Here is a 15,965-nt window from a genome sequence, read left to right as displayed (position 1 = left end):
CGTCCGGCGGTGGCAGGAAGGAGGGATGACCCTCCACCGCCGCCAGGTCCTCGCGGGAGCCGCCGCCGGCGTACTGGCCCCGCTCGGGGCGACGGTCCGCCGCGCGGACCCGGACTACGGGGCGCTTGCCCGCTCCCTCGACGGCCGGGTGGTGACGGCTGGCGACCGGGACTACGACGAGGCCCGGCAGCTGTTCCAGCCCCGCTACGACACGGTCCGGCCGGGCGCGGTCGCCTACCCCGCGCACCCCGGCGACGTGGCCGCCTGCCTGGACTTCGCCCGGCGCTCGGCCGTCCCCGTCGTGCCGCGCGGCGGCGGCCACGGCTACGCGGGCTGGTCCACCCGCGAGGGCGGTCTCGTCATCGACACGGGCGCCATGGCGGAGGTGACCGCGCCCTCCGCGACCGGCGTACGGATCGGCGCGGGCGCCCGGCTCGGGGACGTGAACGCCGTCCTCGCCGCGCGGGGCCTGGCCGTGCCGACCGGGCTGTGCCCCTCGGTCGGCATCGCCGGGCTCACCCTCGGCGGCGGGCTGGGACTGGCCTCCCGGTCCTACGGGGCCACCGCCGACCAGCTCACGGGAGCGACGGTGGTGACCCCAGACGGGACCGTCCGCGAGGTCGGAGCCGACCGTGAGCCCGACCTGTTCTGGGCCCTGCGCGGCGGCGGAGGCGGCAACTTCGGGGTGGTCACCGGATTCCTCTTCCGCACCCACCGGGTCGCCGACTGTGCCTTCGCCGAGCTGCACTGGTCCCCCGCCGACTCCCCCGCCGTCCTCGGCGGCTGGCAGCGCTGGCTGGAGGCACTGCCGGACCCGTTCTGGAGCCAGGTGGAGTTCACCGTCGGCGGCGGCCCGGTCGGCGCACCCGCCCTGCGGGTGCTCTGCCTGGACGGCGGGCGCGACGCGCTGGAGCGGCAGCTGACCCGGCTGGCCGACTTCGTGGGCCGCACGCCCCGGGACAGCTGGATCACCGTACGCGGCTACGGGGACACCGTCCGGGCCATGTCGGGCTGCCTGGACCGGAGCCCCGCCGAGTGCCGGCTGCCCGGCACCCTGCCGGGACACGATCCCCGGGGCCGGCTCGGCCGCGACTCCTACGCCGCCCGGTCCGACTTCTGGGCCCCGGGCGGGTTGACCCGGCCGGCCGCCGGGGCGGTGCTGGCGGCGCTCGGACGCTACGCCGGGAGCGTGCCGCGCGGCGGGCTCGGCGTGGTGCAGTTCGACGGGGTCTGCGGCGGAGCCCTCAACCGGATCCCGGCCGGGGCCACCGCCTTCGCGCACCGCAGCGCCGGGTTCCTCGCCCAGTACCTCGTCTACTGGCCCGGCCCGGCACCGGCCGCCGAGATCGCCCGGCACCAGCGCTGGCTCGACGGGCTGTGGCAGGACCTGCGGCCGTGGGCGAGCGGAGCCGCCTACCAGAACTACGCCGACCCGGGGCTGACCGGCTGGCGCGAGGCCTACTACGGGCCGAACCTCGCCCGCCTCGAGGAGGTCCGGCGCCGGTACGACCCGGACCGGCTGTTCCGCTTCCCCCAGGCCGTCTGAACGCCTCCTCCCCTCTCTCCCCTCCAGCGACGCGACGAAGAAGGAGACGGACATGCGACGTATGTTGACGGTGACGGCGATCACGGCCGCCCTGCTGCTGCCCGGCGGGCCCCTGCCCGTCGCCGAGGCCGGTACCTCCCCGGCCCCGACGGCCGACCGGTGGTCGGCCCGGGAGGCGGAGTCGTTCTGGACTCCCGACCGGATGGCGTCCGCGGTCCCGATCAGCCGTGGCGGCGCCCCGGCTGCGAACGACGGGACCGGCCAGGACTTCGACGGCATCCCCGTGGTCGGCCGGATGTTCGTCATGAAGAGCGGCGGCGCGTACTTCTGCACCGCGAGCGTGGTCGACTCCCCCGGCCGCGACCTGGTGCTCAGCGCGGCGCACTGCCTGCTCGGGACGGACGCCCGCCAGGTGGCCTTCGTACCGCAGTACACGGCCGAGAACCCGCAGCCGTACGGGATGTTCCCGGTCCTGCGCGACGCGGGAGGTCGCTCCAAGGTGTGGATCGACCCGCGCTACCGGCAGCTCGGCGCGGACAGGGCGGCCACCCTCGACGTGGCCTTCGCCCAGGTGGGCCCGGACGCCGACGGTTTCCCCGTGGAGGACGTGGTGGGCGGCAACCGCCTGGTCACCGGGGCCACGTACGCCCACAAGGAGGTCTCGCTGATCGGCTATCCGGCCTCCGCCGCCCGGCCCCGGCTGTGCGTGAACCGGACGACGAAGTTCACCAGCACGGATCCGGGGATCCCCGGATCGTTCCTGCGGATCGACTGCACCGGCTATCCGGGCGGCACCAGCGGCGGCCCGTTCCTGACCGGCTACGACGAGCGGACCGAGACCGGCGACGTGGTGGGGGTGATCGGCGGCTGGAAGACCGGCGGGGACACCTCCGACACCTCCTACAGCTCCTACTTCGGCCCCGACGTCAGGAACTTGTACGAGACGGCTCTCGCCGGGGCGCGGGTGGCGTGATCACCCGCACCCAGCGGGTGCGGCGCGGGTTGCCCACCGAGCGCGGGGTCGCCGGCAGGCCTTCCGCGGTCAGCGGCTCGGCGGGCGCGAGCCCGAGCTGGCGGCGCAGGTCCGCGAGGGCGGTGTGGACGGGCCCGAGAATGACCTCGGCACGCGGGTGGGCGTACGCGAGGGCGTGCGCGGCCGTCTCGATGGCCTCGGCGGCGTCCTCGGCGGCGTCCCGGCTCCACCCTCCGGGCGCCGCGTGCCCCCAGGGCGCGATGGTGTCGTAGAGGTGGCAGGCGGCATCGGCCACGGCGTCGGCCTGTTCACCGACGCCGGGCGCCGCGATCGTCGGAAGCTCCATGCAGGGTCAACGAGCGGATCCCGCCGGGGGAACGAAGGCCCCGCGGCGGATCCGGCGGGCGACGACGTGTGCCCCCGCCGTCGCGGCGACTGCCAGTCCGAGGCCTCGGGTCAGGTCCCGGGGCCGCGTGGGGGTCCGTACGCCGGCATCCCGCAGCCGGCCGCGCGCCCAGAGGGTGAAGGGCACGACGACCAGCGGCGAGGTGACCACGCCCGGGATGCAGCCGCGCGCGGCGGCGGCCTGCGCCAGGTGGACGATCCCGTGCGGCCCGAAGCCGTTCAGGCAGGCCTGGTAGAACGCCCGCCCGTGCGGTACCCGTCGGCGGCGGCCCCCGCCACCACGGGTCCCATGACCCGACGGCCGTGGCGAACTCCCGGCGCCGTCGATGCCGGTGCCGGTGTCGGTGTCGGTGTCGGTGCCTTCATGAGGCAACAGTCTGCAGCCAGAGCGGCAGCAGCAGGAGGGAGATCACCGAACTCTTGATCACGACGGCGGCGGAGAGGTCCACGCCCACGTCGTAGCGCTGGGCGAAGATGAACAGGTTCTGCGGCGTCGGCATCGCCGCGATCAGCACGAGGTACGTGAGCCACTCGCCCCGGACGCCGAACAGCCCCCCGCAGACGGCCCAGGCCAGCAGCGGGAAGAGCAGGCACTTGAAGCCGATGAGCGCCAGCTCCTCGCGCGTGGTCCCCCGTACGTCCAGGCCCATGCCACCGAGGTGCAGGCCAAGGGCGAAGAGGGCCACCGGGGAGGCGCTGTCGCCGACGAAGGCGGCCCCGTCCAGGACCACCCGGGGGACGTGCACGGAGAGCAGGTTGAGCAGGATCCCGGCGTTGCAGGCGAGTACCAGCGGGGTGACGAGCGAGGCGCTGACGGCGCGGCCGAGGCGCCGTGCGGGGCCGCCCGCGCCGGGGCCCGGGCGGCCCAGTTCCATGATGGCGATGACGACGAGCGACAGCACGCAGACCTGGAAGAGCAGCACCGGGAAGATCGGCGCCGCCGTACCGAAGAAGGTGATGAAGACGGGGACCGCGAAGTAGGCGGTGTTCACCTGGACCCCGGCCATCACGCGCAGCGCGACGGCCCGGGGGTCCCGCAGGCCGGCCGCCGCCGAGACGGCGGCGACGGCCACGACCGCCAGGGCGGCGGCGGCCGCGTAGCCGCCGATGGCCCGCCAGTCGAAGAGGGCCGAGAGGTTCGCGGCGTAGATGTTGCCGAACAGGTAGCACGGGACGGCGAAGAGGAAGGCGTAGTCGGCGAAGGCCTTGGAGGCCTCGGCGGGGACCACCTTGCGGCGCGCGAGCAGCACACCGGCGCCGAAGGCCAACAGCACCGGTATCAGCTTCTCCAGCGCGGCCGCCCCGCCCATGCGTCCCCGCTCCCAGCCGTTCGTTGATCATCCGGACCGGGCGCAGTCTATGCCGCCCGGGCCGGGCACCCACCGGGGGTGCCGCCGAGTGCTGCCCGGCGGGCTCGACCCTGACGCGCGGGTCAGGGTTCACCGCCGGCGCACCCACCCGGGCCCGCGGCGGGAGCCTGTGCCTCGCACCCGTCGCCGGCAAGGTGATCCGGCTCGGCCTCGACCGACCCGCGCCTGCCCCGGGCCGGCTCCTTCGGGTCTGGGCGGGGCCGGCGGTGGGCGGTGTGCGGGGCACGGCCGAGCCGTGGGGACATACGCTGGACCGATCATGAGCGACCGACCCCGATCCCGTCTCCGGCCCCGGCTCCGATTCCGGCGCGGGGCCCGATCCGTGTCCGCCGGTGCCACCGCCGGCGCGGCCTCCACCGTGCGGGCTCCGCGGGCACCGGCTCAGTTCGCGGTGGCGTTGCGGACACCCGCGCGGGCCGGCGAGCCGCTGTTCGCCCGGGCTCCCCGAGCCTGGCAGCGGATGCTGCCGTACGCCGTGGCCGCCGTGTTCGTCATGGTGCTGCTGCCGGTGACGATCGTGGTGCTGACCAACGACTACGAGGCGGGCGGCGGCTGGGCCGGCGCACTGGGCGTGGCCCAGACCGTACCGCTGCTGCTCGCCGTGACCCGACCGCTGCCCGCGTGGGGCATGGTGCTGGCCGCGGACGTCGTCGGGGCCGTCGTACTGACGCGGGCCGACCAGGTGGCCCAGCACGCCTGGCCGTGGACACCGATGGTGATCATCGGCTACCTGGCGCTGATGGCCTGCCTGGGGCTGCGCGAGTCCGTCCGGACCCTGATCGGGGTGTGGCTGGCGACCGGGGCGGCCGGGGTGGTGCTGGGCTTCTTCCCGCCCACCGGGGTGATCAACACCAACGCTCTGCTCTTCGTGCTCGGCGGGGTGGTACTCGCGCTGACGGGGGCGCTGCGCGGGCTCGGCGACGCGCGGCAGAAGATCGCCGAGCAGGAGGGCATCAGCGAAGCGGAGCGGGCCCGGCGCACCCTGCTGGAGGAACGGGCCCGGATCGCGCGGGAGTTGCACGACGTGGTGGCCCACCACATGTCGGTGATCACGGTGCAGGCGGATTCGGCGCCGTACCGGCTGCCCGGCATGGCGGAGCCGGTGCGGGAGGAGTTCGCCGCGATCGCGGCGAGCGCGCGGGAGTCGCTGGGCGAGATGCGGCGGCTGCTGACGGTACTGCGCGGGGACGAGGCGAACGGCGCCGACCGGACCCCGCAGCCGGGGCTCGGCAGGCTGCAGCAGCTGGTGGAGGCGACCGTACGGGCCGGGCAGCCGGTGGAGTTGGCGCTGGCCGCGGGCGCGGCCGAAGCGGCCCCGCCGGCCGTGGACCTGTCGGCGTACCGGATCGTGCAGGAGGCCCTCGCCAACGTGGTGCGGCACGCGCCGGGGGCGCCGACCCGGGTCTCGGTGACCTTCGACGCCGAGGAGGTGCTCGTGCTCGTGGTCAACGGACCGGCGCGGGAGCCGGTGGTGGCGCTGGAGACCTCGGGCACCGGGCACGGTCTGGTGGGGATGCGGGAGCGCGTACGGTTGACGGGCGGGACGCTGGACACCGGTCCGCTGCCCGACGGCGGCTTCCGGGTCGCCGCCCGCCTACCCCTCAACACCACTTCCGAGGACCCGAGTTGACCATCCGCGTGATCATCGTCGACGACCAGGCCATGGTACGGGCCGGATTCGCCGCGCTGTTGTCGGCACAGGCCGACATCGACGTGGTGGGCGAGGCGCCCGACGGGCGCCAGGGCGTCCAGGTGTCCCGCACCGTCCACCCCGACGTGGTGCTGATGGACGTCCGGATGCCGGAGATGGACGGGCTCAGCGCCGCCCGCGAGCTCCTCGATCCCCCGCCGGGGGTGGTGCACCGGCCGAAGGTGCTGATGCTGACCACCTTCGACATCGACGACTACGTGTACGAGGCGCTGCGCGCCGGCGCCTCCGGGTTCCTGCTGAAGGACGCCCCGCCGGCGGATCTGATCGCGGCGGTCCGGGTCGTCGCCTCGGGCGAGGCGCTGCTGGCGCCGTCCGTCACCCGGCGGCTGATCGCGGACTTCGTCGAGCGGCGGCCCGCGCCGCGCAAGAATCCGGCGCTGCGGCTGAACGGGCTGACCCCGCGGGAGACCGAGGTACTGGAACTCATCGCACGCGGGCTGTCCAACCAGGAGATCGCCGGACACCTGGTGCTCGCCGAGCAGACGGTCAAGACCCACATCGGTCGGGTGCTGGGCAAACTGGACCTGCGCGACCGGGCCCAGGCGGTGATCTTCGCGTACGAGGCGGGGCTGGTGCGGCCGGGCGACTCCAGGGCCTGACCCGCACTGCCCCAAGCACTGCCCCCGCCCTGACGGTCCCCTGTCCCCCGCCCTGGTCCCGCTCTCTCCTCCACCCCCTACCGGGGTATGACATCCGGGTTGGCTCCACGGTCCGACGTCCGCGCGGGTACCTCCTTCTTACCTTCCTCCTCGTCACGAGGAGAGGAGAAGGGGCATGCGCCGCTTCGCAAGGACACTGGTCACGGCCGCACTGGCGGCGGCCGTCGTCGCGGGGACCGCGGGATGGGCCTCCGCCGGCACGCAGACGGCGGTCACCGGGCCGGTGCCGGGCACCGCCGCCTGGCGGGCCGACTCGGTGTCCGGGCGCCCGCTGCCGGATCCCGCGCGGGCGACCCCGTACGAGATCGCGCGGTTCTTCGCCGGGCTGGAAGAGGCACAGGCCCTGGGCCTCGTACGGTCGCACCCGCTGGTGGTCGGCAATCTGGACGGGGCTCCGCTCCCGCTCCGGTACGAGGCCAACCGGCTGGCCGTCCTGGCCGAGTCGACGGCGGGGCGGGCCCGCTTCGCCTCGCTGGCCGCACCCGGGCGGCAGATCCTGGCCTTCGACCCGCGCGGCCGGGGCACGGTCGCCGAGGTGTTCGGGGACCTGGGGCAGGCCGCGCACGTCTCGGTGATCGTGCCGGGCTCCGACAACGACGCCGCCGGACACGACCGCGAGCGCGCCGCGTACACGGGCCCGGCGGGCATGGCCCGCGCACTGCGTTCCGCGACCGGGGACAAGACCGCCGTCATCGCGTGGACCGGTTACACCACCCCCGTCGGGGTGGGACTGGACACGGCCCAGGGACGGCTCGCGGAGGCGGGCGCGGTCCGTCTCACCCGCTTCACCGAGGGGCTCGACGCGGTGGGGGCGCCCGATCCGGTGCTGTTCTGCCACAGCTACGGATCGGTGGTCTGCGGACTGGCGGCCCGTCACACGGACGCCACCGACATCGTCGCCTTCGGCTCCCCCGGGATGCGGGCGGACACGGTCGCCGGGCTGCACACCAGCGCCCGGGTATGGGCGGCGCGCGGGCCCTCCGACTGGATCTCCGACGTGCCCAACGTCGAGTTCGCCGGGCTCGGCCACGGTGCCGACCCCACCTCGCCGGCCTTCGGAGCCCGCCGGATCCCCGCCGCCGACGTGGCGGGCCACACCGGCTACTTCACCCCCGGCACCCGGTCCCTGAGGGTCTTCGCCGCGATCGCGACGGGAGAGGTCCGATGAGCACACGGCTGAGCACGCGGGCGAGCACACCGGCGAGTGGGCCGGCGCGTACGCGGGCGAACGTGCCCGGCCCGCGCTCCACGGCGCGGGCCGCGGCCGCTCGGATCGATGCCAGGACCCCCGCGCACCGGGACCGCGCCGTCGACGGGCTGCGGGCGCTGGCCCTGCTGGCCGTTCCGACCGGGCACTGGCTCCTCGGCGGGTTCACCCTCGATTCCGACGGCGCCCTGCACAACGCCAGCCCGCTCTCCACCTTCGGCGCCCTGGCCCCGGCCAGCTGGGTGCTGCAGCTGCTCGGCATCTTCTTCCTCGTCGGCGGCTACGCCTCGGTGCTGTCCCTCCGGCGGCACACGGGGGGAACCGGTGCCTGGCTGAAGGGCCGGATCGCCCGGCTGGGGCGGCCGGTGCTCGGCGTCACGGCGGTGTGGGCGCTGGCCGCGCCCGTGCTGTACGCGGCCGGGGTGCCCCTGGCCACGCTGCGGACCGGGGCCACGCTGGTGATCCAGCCGCTCTGGTTCGTCGGGGTGTACGTGGCGGTCACCGCCCTGACCCCGTACTGCGTGCGTGCGGCGCACCGGCTCGGGGGCTGGGCGGCGGCCCCGCTGCTCGGCTCGGTCGCGGTGGTGGACTTCCTGCGCTACGGGCCCTTCGCGGACTCGGTGCCGGGGTGGGTGGCTCTGGTGAACATCCTGCCGGGCTGGCTGTTCGCGTACCAGCTGGGCGTGTCCTGGGGCGAGGGCCGGATCGGCCGGCGCGGGGCGTGGCTGCTGCTGGCGGGCGGGGGCGCGCTGTTCGCCACCCTGCTGCTCCTCTTCCACTACCCGGCGTCGATGGTCGGTGTCCCGGGAGAGGCGCGCACCAACTCGCATCCTCCGTCGCTGTTGGTGCTGGCCCTGGCCTCGGCCCAGTCCGGGGCGGCGATCCTGCTGCGGGACCGGCTGGCGCGGCTGCTGGCCCGGCCGCTGCTGTGGGCGCCGGTGGTCGTGATCAACCTGTGCGCGATGACGATCCTGTGCTGGCACCAGACGGCGATGCTGGCGGCCGCCGTGCCCGGGTCGTTCGTGGGCGGGCTGGCGGGGCTGACGACGGCGCCGGACGGCCTGGGGTGGATCGTGGCACGACTGGCGTGGATGCCGGTGTTCGCGGTGCTGCTGGTGGGCATCGCCCGCTACGCGCGCCGGTTCGAGCAGCCGTGGACGAGGGCGACGGTGGTACGCCGGACCGTGGCGGGCGTGCTGTCCGCCGGGTTCGCGGTCTTCGCGCTGGGACTGGCGTAGCCGCCTGGCAGAGCACCGGTACGGAACGAGAGCGCCGCTCCCCGGTGGGAGCGGCGCTCTCGTGCGTGCGCGGACGTGTCCTCGCGCCGTGCGGAGATCGGGCCGTGCGGCGATCGGACCGTCAGGCGTCGGACCGTCAGGCGATGGAAGCGGAGACGATCGCGGCGACCGCGATGTTGCACGCGGCCGAGACCCACACCGCGGGGTGCGGCTCGGGGTCGACCACGATCGCACCGAGCTTGCCCGGGGTCACCAGGTCCAGCACCAGGAAGGCCACCGCCATCAGGACGAGACCGAGGACGCCGAACGCCGCGGTGGAGAGGAGCCCCTTGCCGAAGTCGTCGTACGTCGTCCAGATCGAGGTGAAGACGATGCCGCCGATGCCGACCAGCGCGGAGGAGAGCAGGACGGAGGCGTTGCGGTTGCGCTCCTCCCAGATCTGCTTCGGCAGCTTGCCGGGGGTCAGCACGTCCACCAGGACGATGCCGAGGATGAGCAGCACCAGACCGACGCCGCCGAATGCGGTGGTGCGGCCAAGTCCATTGATGATGTCGCTCATTGAGAAGCCGTCTCCGGGTGGGTAGGAAGTACGTCGCACGCCTGTCGTCGCGGTGGCCGAATCTATCGCACGGCATGGCCCCGGACCATGGGGAGGTCAGGAAGTGGCAAAGCTCAGGCCCGCGCGGCCGACGGAGGCCGGCGCGCTGTCCGCGCTGGTCATGCGGTCGAAGGCGCACTGGGGGTACGACACCGGGTTCCTGGCCGCGTGCGCCCCCGAGTTGCGGATCGGGGCCGCCGACGTGGCGGTGCGGCGGATCGTCGTCGCCGAATCCGAAGCCGCAGCCGACGCCGGGACCGGGACCGGCCCGGCGGCCGTGCTCGGGCTCGCCTCCCTGGACGGGGAGCCGCCGCTCGGGCGGCTCGGGCTGCTGTTCGTGGAGCCGGCCGCCATCGGCCGGGGCGTGGGCCGGCTGCTCTACCGGGACGTACTGCGCCGCGCCGCCGGGCTCGGTTTCCGCCGACTGCTGATCGACTCCGATCCGCACGCCACGGGGTTCTACCGGGCCGTGGGCGCACGGGGTCCGGGGGACGCGGACGCCGTGGACAGGGGCTCCGCCCGCCCGGGCGCCGTGAACACGGGCGTGGGCGTCCCCGGCGCGCTGGTCCGGTTCGAGGTGGCGCCCGCGGGCCTGGCCCCCTGGGCGAGGGCCTGGACGGGCGGCGCGGCCGCCGTTCACGTGGGCAATGTCGCGGAGTACAACGCGCAGTTCGCCGACGCCTCCTTGGACCCGGAGCAGCGGGCCGCGCACCACTACGCCTGCCTGGCCGCCTTCTACAGTCCGCTCCCGGCCGCACTGGTCCTGCCGCGCGAAGTACCGGCGGGCTGGATCGCGCTGGTGGGACGCCAACTGGGCTGGCCCACCGGGGTGGAGGTGTACGACGGGCTCGCGGCGGACGGTCCCGGCCTGTCGGACGCCGTACGGGCCCGGCCGGCGCTGACCGCACGGCTGACCGGAGCCGACGCCGGGGCCGCGAGCGGCGCCACCGCCACCGCCGCCGGGATCCGAAGCGGAAGCACGGACGGGAGCGGCGAGGGCGTCGGCGTGCCCCTCGTGCCGTGGGGGCTGACCGCCCCCTTCGCCCGGCTGGCGGGACGGCCGTGGCTCCCCGGCGAGCTGCGGTACGAGTCGAAGTCGGCGGCGCACGGGCTGTTCGGCCGGATCCTGGCGGAGGGCGGGCACCCCTCGATCACGCTGCCCGCGCAGTGGCGGGCGGACACCCGGCGGTCGGCGGTCCGGCTGCTGGCGGCCCGGACCCGGGCCGGGGAGAGCAGCGTTCTCAAAACGGAGCACGGCGTCGGAGGTTCGGGCACCACGGTGATGACCCCCGGGCGGGTCCGCGCGGCCGGCGGGGCCCGGGCGGCACTTCGGGCGCTGCCGCGCGGACCGCTGCTGGTGGAGGAGTACGTGTCCGGCCCGGCGGACCCGGCGGAACCGGGCGACCTCACGTACGACGGATTCGTCGACGCGCGGGGCCGGGTGCACGAGGTCGGCGGGGCGGTGATGGACGTGGCGGACGGCGGGTACCGCGGGGCGACGGTGGGACCCGGGGTGCTGCCCGGCTGGGCGGAGAAGCCGCTGCTGGCCTTCGGGGAGGCGGTGGGCCGGGAGTTGTCGGCCGCCGGGTACCGGGGCTGGTTCGACGTCGACTTCGTCTCCGACGGCGAGGGCCGGCTCGCCCCGACCGAGACCAACCTGCGGCTGACCGGGCCGGCCGTCGCCTTCATGGTGGCGGCCCGGCTCGACGAACTGCGGGGCGCGGGACACCTCGTACGCATCTGCGACCGGGTGGAGCTGGGTGCCCGGCTGCCGGAGGCCGAGTTCGGTGATCTGTGCGAGCAACTGGCCCGCCGGTGCGCCGCGATCGGGGCGGTGTTCGTCCCCGCCATCCCGACCGGAGCCTTCGAACCGGCGCCCTGGACGGGCGTCCTGGTGGCCGCGGCCGGCCGGGAGGCGCTGGACGCGGCCGAGCGGCTGGTGCGGGCGCGGGCGCTGTCCGTCGGGGGGATGTTCGAGCGGCTCCCGCGGTGACGGCAGGGCTCAGCCGGCCCGGTCCGGTTCCACGTCGAAGGCGCTGAGCGGCGGGCGGGTGGCGTAGACCGCGACGATCCCGGCGGCGACCATCAGGGGGATGTTGAAGGCGTAGACGAGGGCCGCCTGCTGAGGCCAGTCCTGCTTGGCCGCGAGCCGGTAGAAGTTGTCCTGGGGCCACCAGGCGGCGAGCAGGTAGACGATCGCCAGGTGGGCGGCCGCGGTGATGCGCGGACCGCGGCGGCCGTGGCGGCGCATTCTGGAGCGGCCGATGAACAGGAACAGCACGCCGGCGGCGAACGACCAGGACTCGGCGAGGTAGAGGAGGAAGAACAGTGCCGCGTACGGGTTCGGGACTCCGCCGAGGTCCATGGACCCGGGCCAGATGATCGCGGCCAGGCCCATCGCGAAGGCTCCCAGCACGAGCAGCCCCATCCCGCAGAAGAAGACGAACGCGGCCGTCCCGGTGCCCGCGGACCCCGGCTGGTACTTGCTCCCGCCGGACGTCCCCCCGGACGTCCCACCGACCGGAGGCGGCGTCGCGGGCAGGGGAAGGGCCGTGCGTTCCTCGCGGCCGGCCCGGTCCCGGGAGATCCGGGGCAGCCGGAACACCGCGTCCGGCATGCGGGCGCCCGGGATCCGGCCGTTCAGGTGCCGGCGGAGCTCTCCGCTGCCGGGCAGGTCGGAGCCCGGGGGCCAGCTGTCGTTGTCGGCGGGCGGGGCGAGGTAGGCGACGAGCACCGGCCGCGCGTTCCTGCCCTTTCCGGCTCCGGGGACCCCGGCCAGGACCACGCCGCCGACCCCTTCGTGCGACCGGATCGCTGATTCGACCGGGTGCGGGTCGAAGGGATGGCCGTCGACGGTGAACCGGTCGCGGAGCCGGCCGCCGAACGCCATCAGCCCGTCGGGGCGCAGCGCCCCGAGGTCGCCGGTCCCGATCTCCTCGCCACCGTCCACCGCGGTGAGGCGGATCTCCCCGTCACGTACGCCCACGTGGCAGCCGGGGAAGGGTTCGCCGATCAGCGAGATCTCCTCGGAGCCGTCCAAGGGGCCTGCCAGCTGCGAGAGTTCGAACCAGGTCCCGGCGCCCGCCGCCTCGGTGAGCCCGTAGACGTTGAGCAGCCGGGCCCCGGACCGCAGCCGGGCGAGCAGGGCGGACTGTTCGTCGAGGTAGAGCCGGTCGCCGGTGACGGTGACCATGCGCAGCGAGCGCAGTTCCTCGTCCGGGCGGCGCAGGGTGTGGGCCAGGGCCGCCTCACGGTCGCGGATCAGGAGCTGGGTGGCGGTGTCCGGGTCGGTGTGCAGGACGGTGACCCGCTCGGCTTCGACCGCGCGGCGCAGGGACTCGGCCGTCCAGTGCGGGCCCTCGGGCAGGACGAGGGCGCCACCCTCGCACAGGGCACGGGTCCATCCGGCGGCGAAGGCGGTGAGGTCGGGTGCGGCGGTGAACAGGTGCCGGTCCTCGGGGGTCAGCCCGGCCACCCGGGCCCAGCCCTGGTGGGCGGCGAGGAGCAGGTCGTGGCCGAGGCGGACGGCCCGTCGGTCGGCGCCCCCGGTGAACAGGACGGCGGCGGCGCCCTCTCGCGGGGTGCGGGCCGGCGGTTCGGGGGGCGTCCCGCCCTGCACGGCCCGCTCCGCGCCGAGGCGGATCACGGGCAGGTCGCCGCCGTCGTCCAGGCGTGCCTGGTCCAGCGCGTCGGCCAGCAGGGCGAAGGGGCGGGCGGCGGCGATCTGGAGCCGCCCGGCGCGCGGGTTCCCGACGTCGATGACGGTGTACGCGGCGCCGGCCTTGAGAACGGCGAGGAGGCCTACGAGGAGTTCGGACCGGCTGGCGGTGGCCACGGCGACGACGGCCCGGTCGGGCAGGCCGGAGTTCAGCAGGTGGTGCGCCAACTGATTGGCTCGCGTGTCGAGTTGTCCGTAGGTGAGACTGGCTGCGCCCGCGGCGACGGCCTGCGCGCCGGGGGTGTCGCGCACCCAGCGTTCGAAGCGGGACAGGACGGTGTCGTCGGTGCGCGGGGCGGGGTGCGTGGAGGACTCTGATCCCTGCGTCATGGACCGATTCTCCCACCGGGCACCGACAAGTACGAGGGCCGCGAAAATCCCTCGTACGAGCGGGAGTTGGCCACGGATCGGGGTAACCGGCACCCCATCGCTTGACCTCAAGTTTGGTTGAGGTCATACCGTTCGACACATGGACATGGAAGTCACCGCTTGGACATCGCTGCACAGTGCCATCAACGCCCAGCAGGACCGTCGCCCGCTCTCGCGCGCCGGCCTGCGCCGGATCGCCGCCTTCGCCCGCCCGCACCGCCGCGGGCTGACGCTCTTCCTCCTGCTCAGCGTGGTGACCGCCCTGCTCGCGGTGGCCACCCCGGTGCTCGCGAGCCGGGTGGTCACCGCGATCGTGGACGGCAAGGAGAGCGGTACGGTCACCCGCCTCGCCCTCCTCATCGCACTGATCGCGGTCGCGGAGGCGGGCCTCGGCCTGCTCATCCGGCGGCTGTCGGCCACCCTCGGCGAGGGCCTGATCCTGGATCTGCGGACGGCGGTCTTCGACCACGTGCAGCGGATGCCGGTCGCGTTCTTCACCCGGACCCGTACCGGAGCGCTGGTCAGCCGCCTCAACAACGACGTGATCGGCGCGCAGCGGGCCTTCAGCAACACCCTGTCAGGGGTGGTCTCCAACACGGTGACGCTGCTGCTGACGCTGACCGTGATGCTGAGCATCTCGTGGCAGATCACCCTGCTGGCCCTCGTACTCCTGCCGGTGTTCGTGCTGCCGGCCCGCCGGATGGGGGTGCGGATGGCGGCGATGCAGCGGGAGGCCTCGGCGCTCAACGCGTCGATGGGCACGCAGATGACGGAACGGTTCTCCGCGCCGGGCGCGACGCTGGTGAAGCTGTTCGGGCGCCCGGCCGACGAGTCGGCGGAGTTCGCGGCGCGGGCCGCCCGGGTCCGTGACATCGGGATCCGGACGGCGATGGCCCAGTCGGCCTTCATCACCGCCCTGACCCTGGTCTCCGCGCTGGCCCTGGCGCTCGTGTACGGGCTCGGCGGCCACTTCGCGCTGCGCGGCACCCTGGACGCCGGCTCCGTCGTCGCCCTCGCCCTCCTCCTGACCCGGCTGTACGCGCCGCTGACCGCGCTCGCCGGGGCGCGGGTCGAGGTGATGAGCGCCATGGTCAGCTTCGAGCGGGTCTTCGAGATCCTCGACCTGAAGCCGCTGATCTCCCAGAAGCCCGACGCCCGCCGGGTCCCGGAGGGCCCGGTGGCCGTGGAGTTCGACCGGGTCTCCTTCGGGTACCCGTCGGCCGACAAGGTCTCCCTGGCCTCGCTGGAGGCGGTCGCGACCCTGGACACCCGCGGCGGCACGCAGGTCCTGCACGAGGTGTCCTTCCGTGCCGAACCGGGGCAGATGATCGCCCTGGTCGGATCCTCCGGCGCCGGCAAATCGACGATCGCGCAGTTGCTGCCCCGGCTGTACGACGCCGACGCGGGCGCGGTCCGCCTCGGCGGGATCGATGTCCGGGACCTCACCGCCGACTCCATCCGCGAGACCCTGGGCATGGTCACGCAGGACGGCCACCTCTTCCACGAGTCGGTCCGGGCCAACCTGCTGCTGGCCCGCCCGGACGCGGGAGAGGACGAGCTCTGGGCGGCCCTGCGCCGGTCCCGGCTGGACGGGCTCGTGGCCTCGCTCCCGGACGGGCTCGACACCGTCGTCGGCGAGCGCGGCTACCGGCTGTCGGGCGGGGAGCGCCAACGGCTCACCATCGCCCGGCTGCTGCTGGCCGGGCAGCGGGTGGTGATCCTGGACGAGGCCACCGCCCACTTGGACTCCACCTCGGAGGCAGCCGTCCAGGAGGCCCTCGCCGAGGCCCTGGCGGGCCGGACCGCGGTGGTCATCGCGCACCGTCTCTCGACGGTGCAGGCGGCCGATCTGATCCTGGTGGTGGAGGACGGCCGGATCGTCGAACGCGGCACCCACACCCGGCTGCTGGCCCTGGGCGGCCGCTACGAGGAGCTGTACCGCACCCAGTTCGCGGCGGCGGGCAAGGACAGCGGAACCGGCAGCGCTGCGGACGGGGGGCCCGGCCCGGGGGCCGGCCGGACGGGGCAGACCACGTCCCCGTAGACGGCGTCAGGTCCGGCCCGGAGCGGATCGGAGCGGATCTGCGGGGTCCAGCGGTTCACCGTCGGGCCGGCTCGCCCATTTCGGACACGGTGGCGCAGCGGCCCGCCTCGCCCCCGGGGCCGCTGGA

The 15,965-nt window shown here is 74.7% G+C and carries 12 protein-coding genes and 1 pseudogene; 8 read left to right on the top strand and 5 right to left on the bottom strand.

All coding sequences use genetic code 11. The features are described 5' to 3' along the window. The first annotated feature begins 25 nt into the window (after positions 1 to 25). Positions 26 to 1,546: an FAD-binding oxidoreductase gene (locus tag OG389_RS34025; RefSeq protein ID WP_328302821.1), complete on the top strand. Its 1,521-nt coding sequence runs from the start codon at positions 26 to 28 to the stop codon at positions 1,544 to 1,546. Positions 1,547 to 1,598: 52 nt separating this feature from the next. Further along, on the top strand, positions 1,599 to 2,519 hold the full coding sequence (locus OG389_RS34020; RefSeq protein ID WP_328302819.1) for a trypsin-like peptidase domain-containing protein: 921 nt from the start codon (positions 1,599 to 1,601) through the stop codon (positions 2,517 to 2,519). Here OG389_RS34020 and OG389_RS34015 read toward each other — a convergent pair. From OG389_RS34015 to OG389_RS34005, 3 genes and pseudogenes are all read right to left on the bottom strand, one after another. Then, positions 2,473 to 2,865, bottom strand: coding sequence for a hypothetical protein (locus OG389_RS34015; RefSeq protein ID WP_328302817.1), 393 nt, complete (start codon positions 2,863 to 2,865; stop codon positions 2,473 to 2,475). The genes OG389_RS34020 and OG389_RS34015 overlap by 47 nt on opposite strands. Positions 2,866 to 2,871: 6 nt before the next feature. Continuing rightward, a pseudogene (locus OG389_RS34010) lies at positions 2,872 to 3,241 on the bottom strand (HXXEE domain-containing protein); the annotation flags it as partial. A 45-nt stretch (positions 3,242 to 3,286) separates the two neighbouring features. Then, complete coding sequence (locus tag OG389_RS34005; RefSeq protein ID WP_328302813.1) at positions 3,287 to 4,234, bottom strand: AEC family transporter; 948 nt, start codon at positions 4,232 to 4,234, stop codon at positions 3,287 to 3,289. A gap of 319 nt (positions 4,235 to 4,553) precedes the next feature. Between OG389_RS34005 and OG389_RS34000 the strand changes: the two genes are divergently transcribed. The 4 genes from OG389_RS34000 to OG389_RS33985 all read left to right on the top strand — a co-directional run bounded on the left by OG389_RS34000 (position 4,554) and on the right by OG389_RS33985 (position 9,109). Next, positions 4,554 to 5,924: a sensor histidine kinase gene (locus OG389_RS34000; RefSeq protein ID WP_443059385.1), complete on the top strand. Its 1,371-nt coding sequence runs from the start codon at positions 4,554 to 4,556 to the stop codon at positions 5,922 to 5,924. Then, positions 5,921 to 6,604 (top strand): response regulator transcription factor, encoded by a 684-nt coding sequence (locus OG389_RS33995; protein ID WP_328302811.1) that lies wholly within the window; start codon positions 5,921 to 5,923, stop codon positions 6,602 to 6,604. Before OG389_RS34000 ends, OG389_RS33995 begins: the two co-directional genes overlap by 4 nt. Positions 6,605 to 6,779: 175 nt before the next feature. Next, entirely contained in the window at positions 6,780 to 7,832 is a 1,053-nt protein-coding gene (locus OG389_RS33990) for an alpha/beta hydrolase (RefSeq protein WP_328302809.1), read from the top strand. Next, positions 7,829 to 9,109: an acyltransferase family protein gene (locus tag OG389_RS33985; protein ID WP_328302807.1), complete on the top strand. Its 1,281-nt coding sequence runs from the start codon at positions 7,829 to 7,831 to the stop codon at positions 9,107 to 9,109. Before OG389_RS33990 ends, OG389_RS33985 begins: the two co-directional genes overlap by 4 nt. A gap of 136 nt (positions 9,110 to 9,245) precedes the next feature. Here OG389_RS33985 and OG389_RS33980 read toward each other — a convergent pair whose 3' ends face one another. After that, complete coding sequence (locus OG389_RS33980; protein ID WP_328302805.1) at positions 9,246 to 9,668, bottom strand: DUF350 domain-containing protein; 423 nt, start codon at positions 9,666 to 9,668, stop codon at positions 9,246 to 9,248. Between the two features lie 103 nt (positions 9,669 to 9,771). Between OG389_RS33980 and OG389_RS33975 the strand changes: the two genes are divergently transcribed. Beyond that, positions 9,772 to 11,700: a GNAT family N-acetyltransferase gene (locus tag OG389_RS33975; RefSeq protein ID WP_328302803.1), complete on the top strand. Its 1,929-nt coding sequence runs from the start codon at positions 9,772 to 9,774 to the stop codon at positions 11,698 to 11,700. 9 nt (positions 11,701 to 11,709) lie between these two features. Here the strand turns inward: OG389_RS33975 and OG389_RS33970 are convergent, their stop codons facing one another. Continuing rightward, positions 11,710 to 13,755 carry an AMP-binding protein gene (locus OG389_RS33970; RefSeq protein WP_328302801.1) on the bottom strand — a complete coding sequence of 682 codons (2,046 nt, stop codon included), beginning with the start codon at positions 13,753 to 13,755 and terminating at the stop codon, positions 11,710 to 11,712. Between the two features lie 139 nt (positions 13,756 to 13,894). On the opposite strand from OG389_RS33970, the gene OG389_RS33965 reads away from it, so the two are divergent. Continuing rightward, positions 13,895 to 15,838 (top strand): ABC transporter ATP-binding protein, encoded by a 1,944-nt coding sequence (locus OG389_RS33965; protein ID WP_328302799.1) that lies wholly within the window; start codon positions 13,895 to 13,897, stop codon positions 15,836 to 15,838. The last annotated feature ends 127 nt before the right edge of the window (positions 15,839 to 15,965 follow it).

The sequence above is a fragment of the Streptomyces sp. NBC_00435 genome, from assembly GCF_036014235.1.
Classification (GTDB): domain Bacteria; phylum Actinomycetota; class Actinomycetes; order Streptomycetales; family Streptomycetaceae; genus Streptomyces.
This window is presented reverse-complemented; position numbering and strand designations above follow the sequence as displayed.

Excerpts from the sequence above, each read along its gene's own strand:
- OG389_RS33980 (WP_328302805.1), bottom strand. The coding sequence starts at position 9,668 with ATGAGCGACATCATCAATGGACTTGGCCGCACCACCGCATTCGGCGGC.
- OG389_RS33965 (WP_328302799.1), top strand. The coding sequence starts at position 13,895 with ATGGACATGGAAGTCACCGCTTGGACATCGCTGCACAGTGCCATCAAC.
- OG389_RS34005 (WP_328302813.1), bottom strand. The coding sequence starts at position 4,234 with ATGGGCGGGGCGGCCGCGCTGGAGAAGCTGATACCGGTGCTGTTGGCC.
- OG389_RS33970 (WP_328302801.1), bottom strand. The coding sequence starts at position 13,755 with ATGACGCAGGGATCAGAGTCCTCCACGCACCCCGCCCCGCGCACCGAC.
- OG389_RS33990 (WP_328302809.1), top strand. The coding sequence starts at position 6,780 with ATGCGCCGCTTCGCAAGGACACTGGTCACGGCCGCACTGGCGGCGGCC.
- OG389_RS34020 (WP_328302819.1), top strand. The coding sequence starts at position 1,599 with ATGCGACGTATGTTGACGGTGACGGCGATCACGGCCGCCCTGCTGCTG.
- OG389_RS33985 (WP_328302807.1), top strand. The coding sequence starts at position 7,829 with ATGAGCACACGGCTGAGCACGCGGGCGAGCACACCGGCGAGTGGGCCG.
- OG389_RS34000 (WP_443059385.1), top strand. The coding sequence starts at position 4,554 with ATGAGCGACCGACCCCGATCCCGTCTCCGGCCCCGGCTCCGATTCCGG.
- OG389_RS34025 (WP_328302821.1), top strand. The coding sequence starts at position 26 with ATGACCCTCCACCGCCGCCAGGTCCTCGCGGGAGCCGCCGCCGGCGTA.
- OG389_RS34015 (WP_328302817.1), bottom strand. The coding sequence starts at position 2,865 with ATGGAGCTTCCGACGATCGCGGCGCCCGGCGTCGGTGAACAGGCCGAC.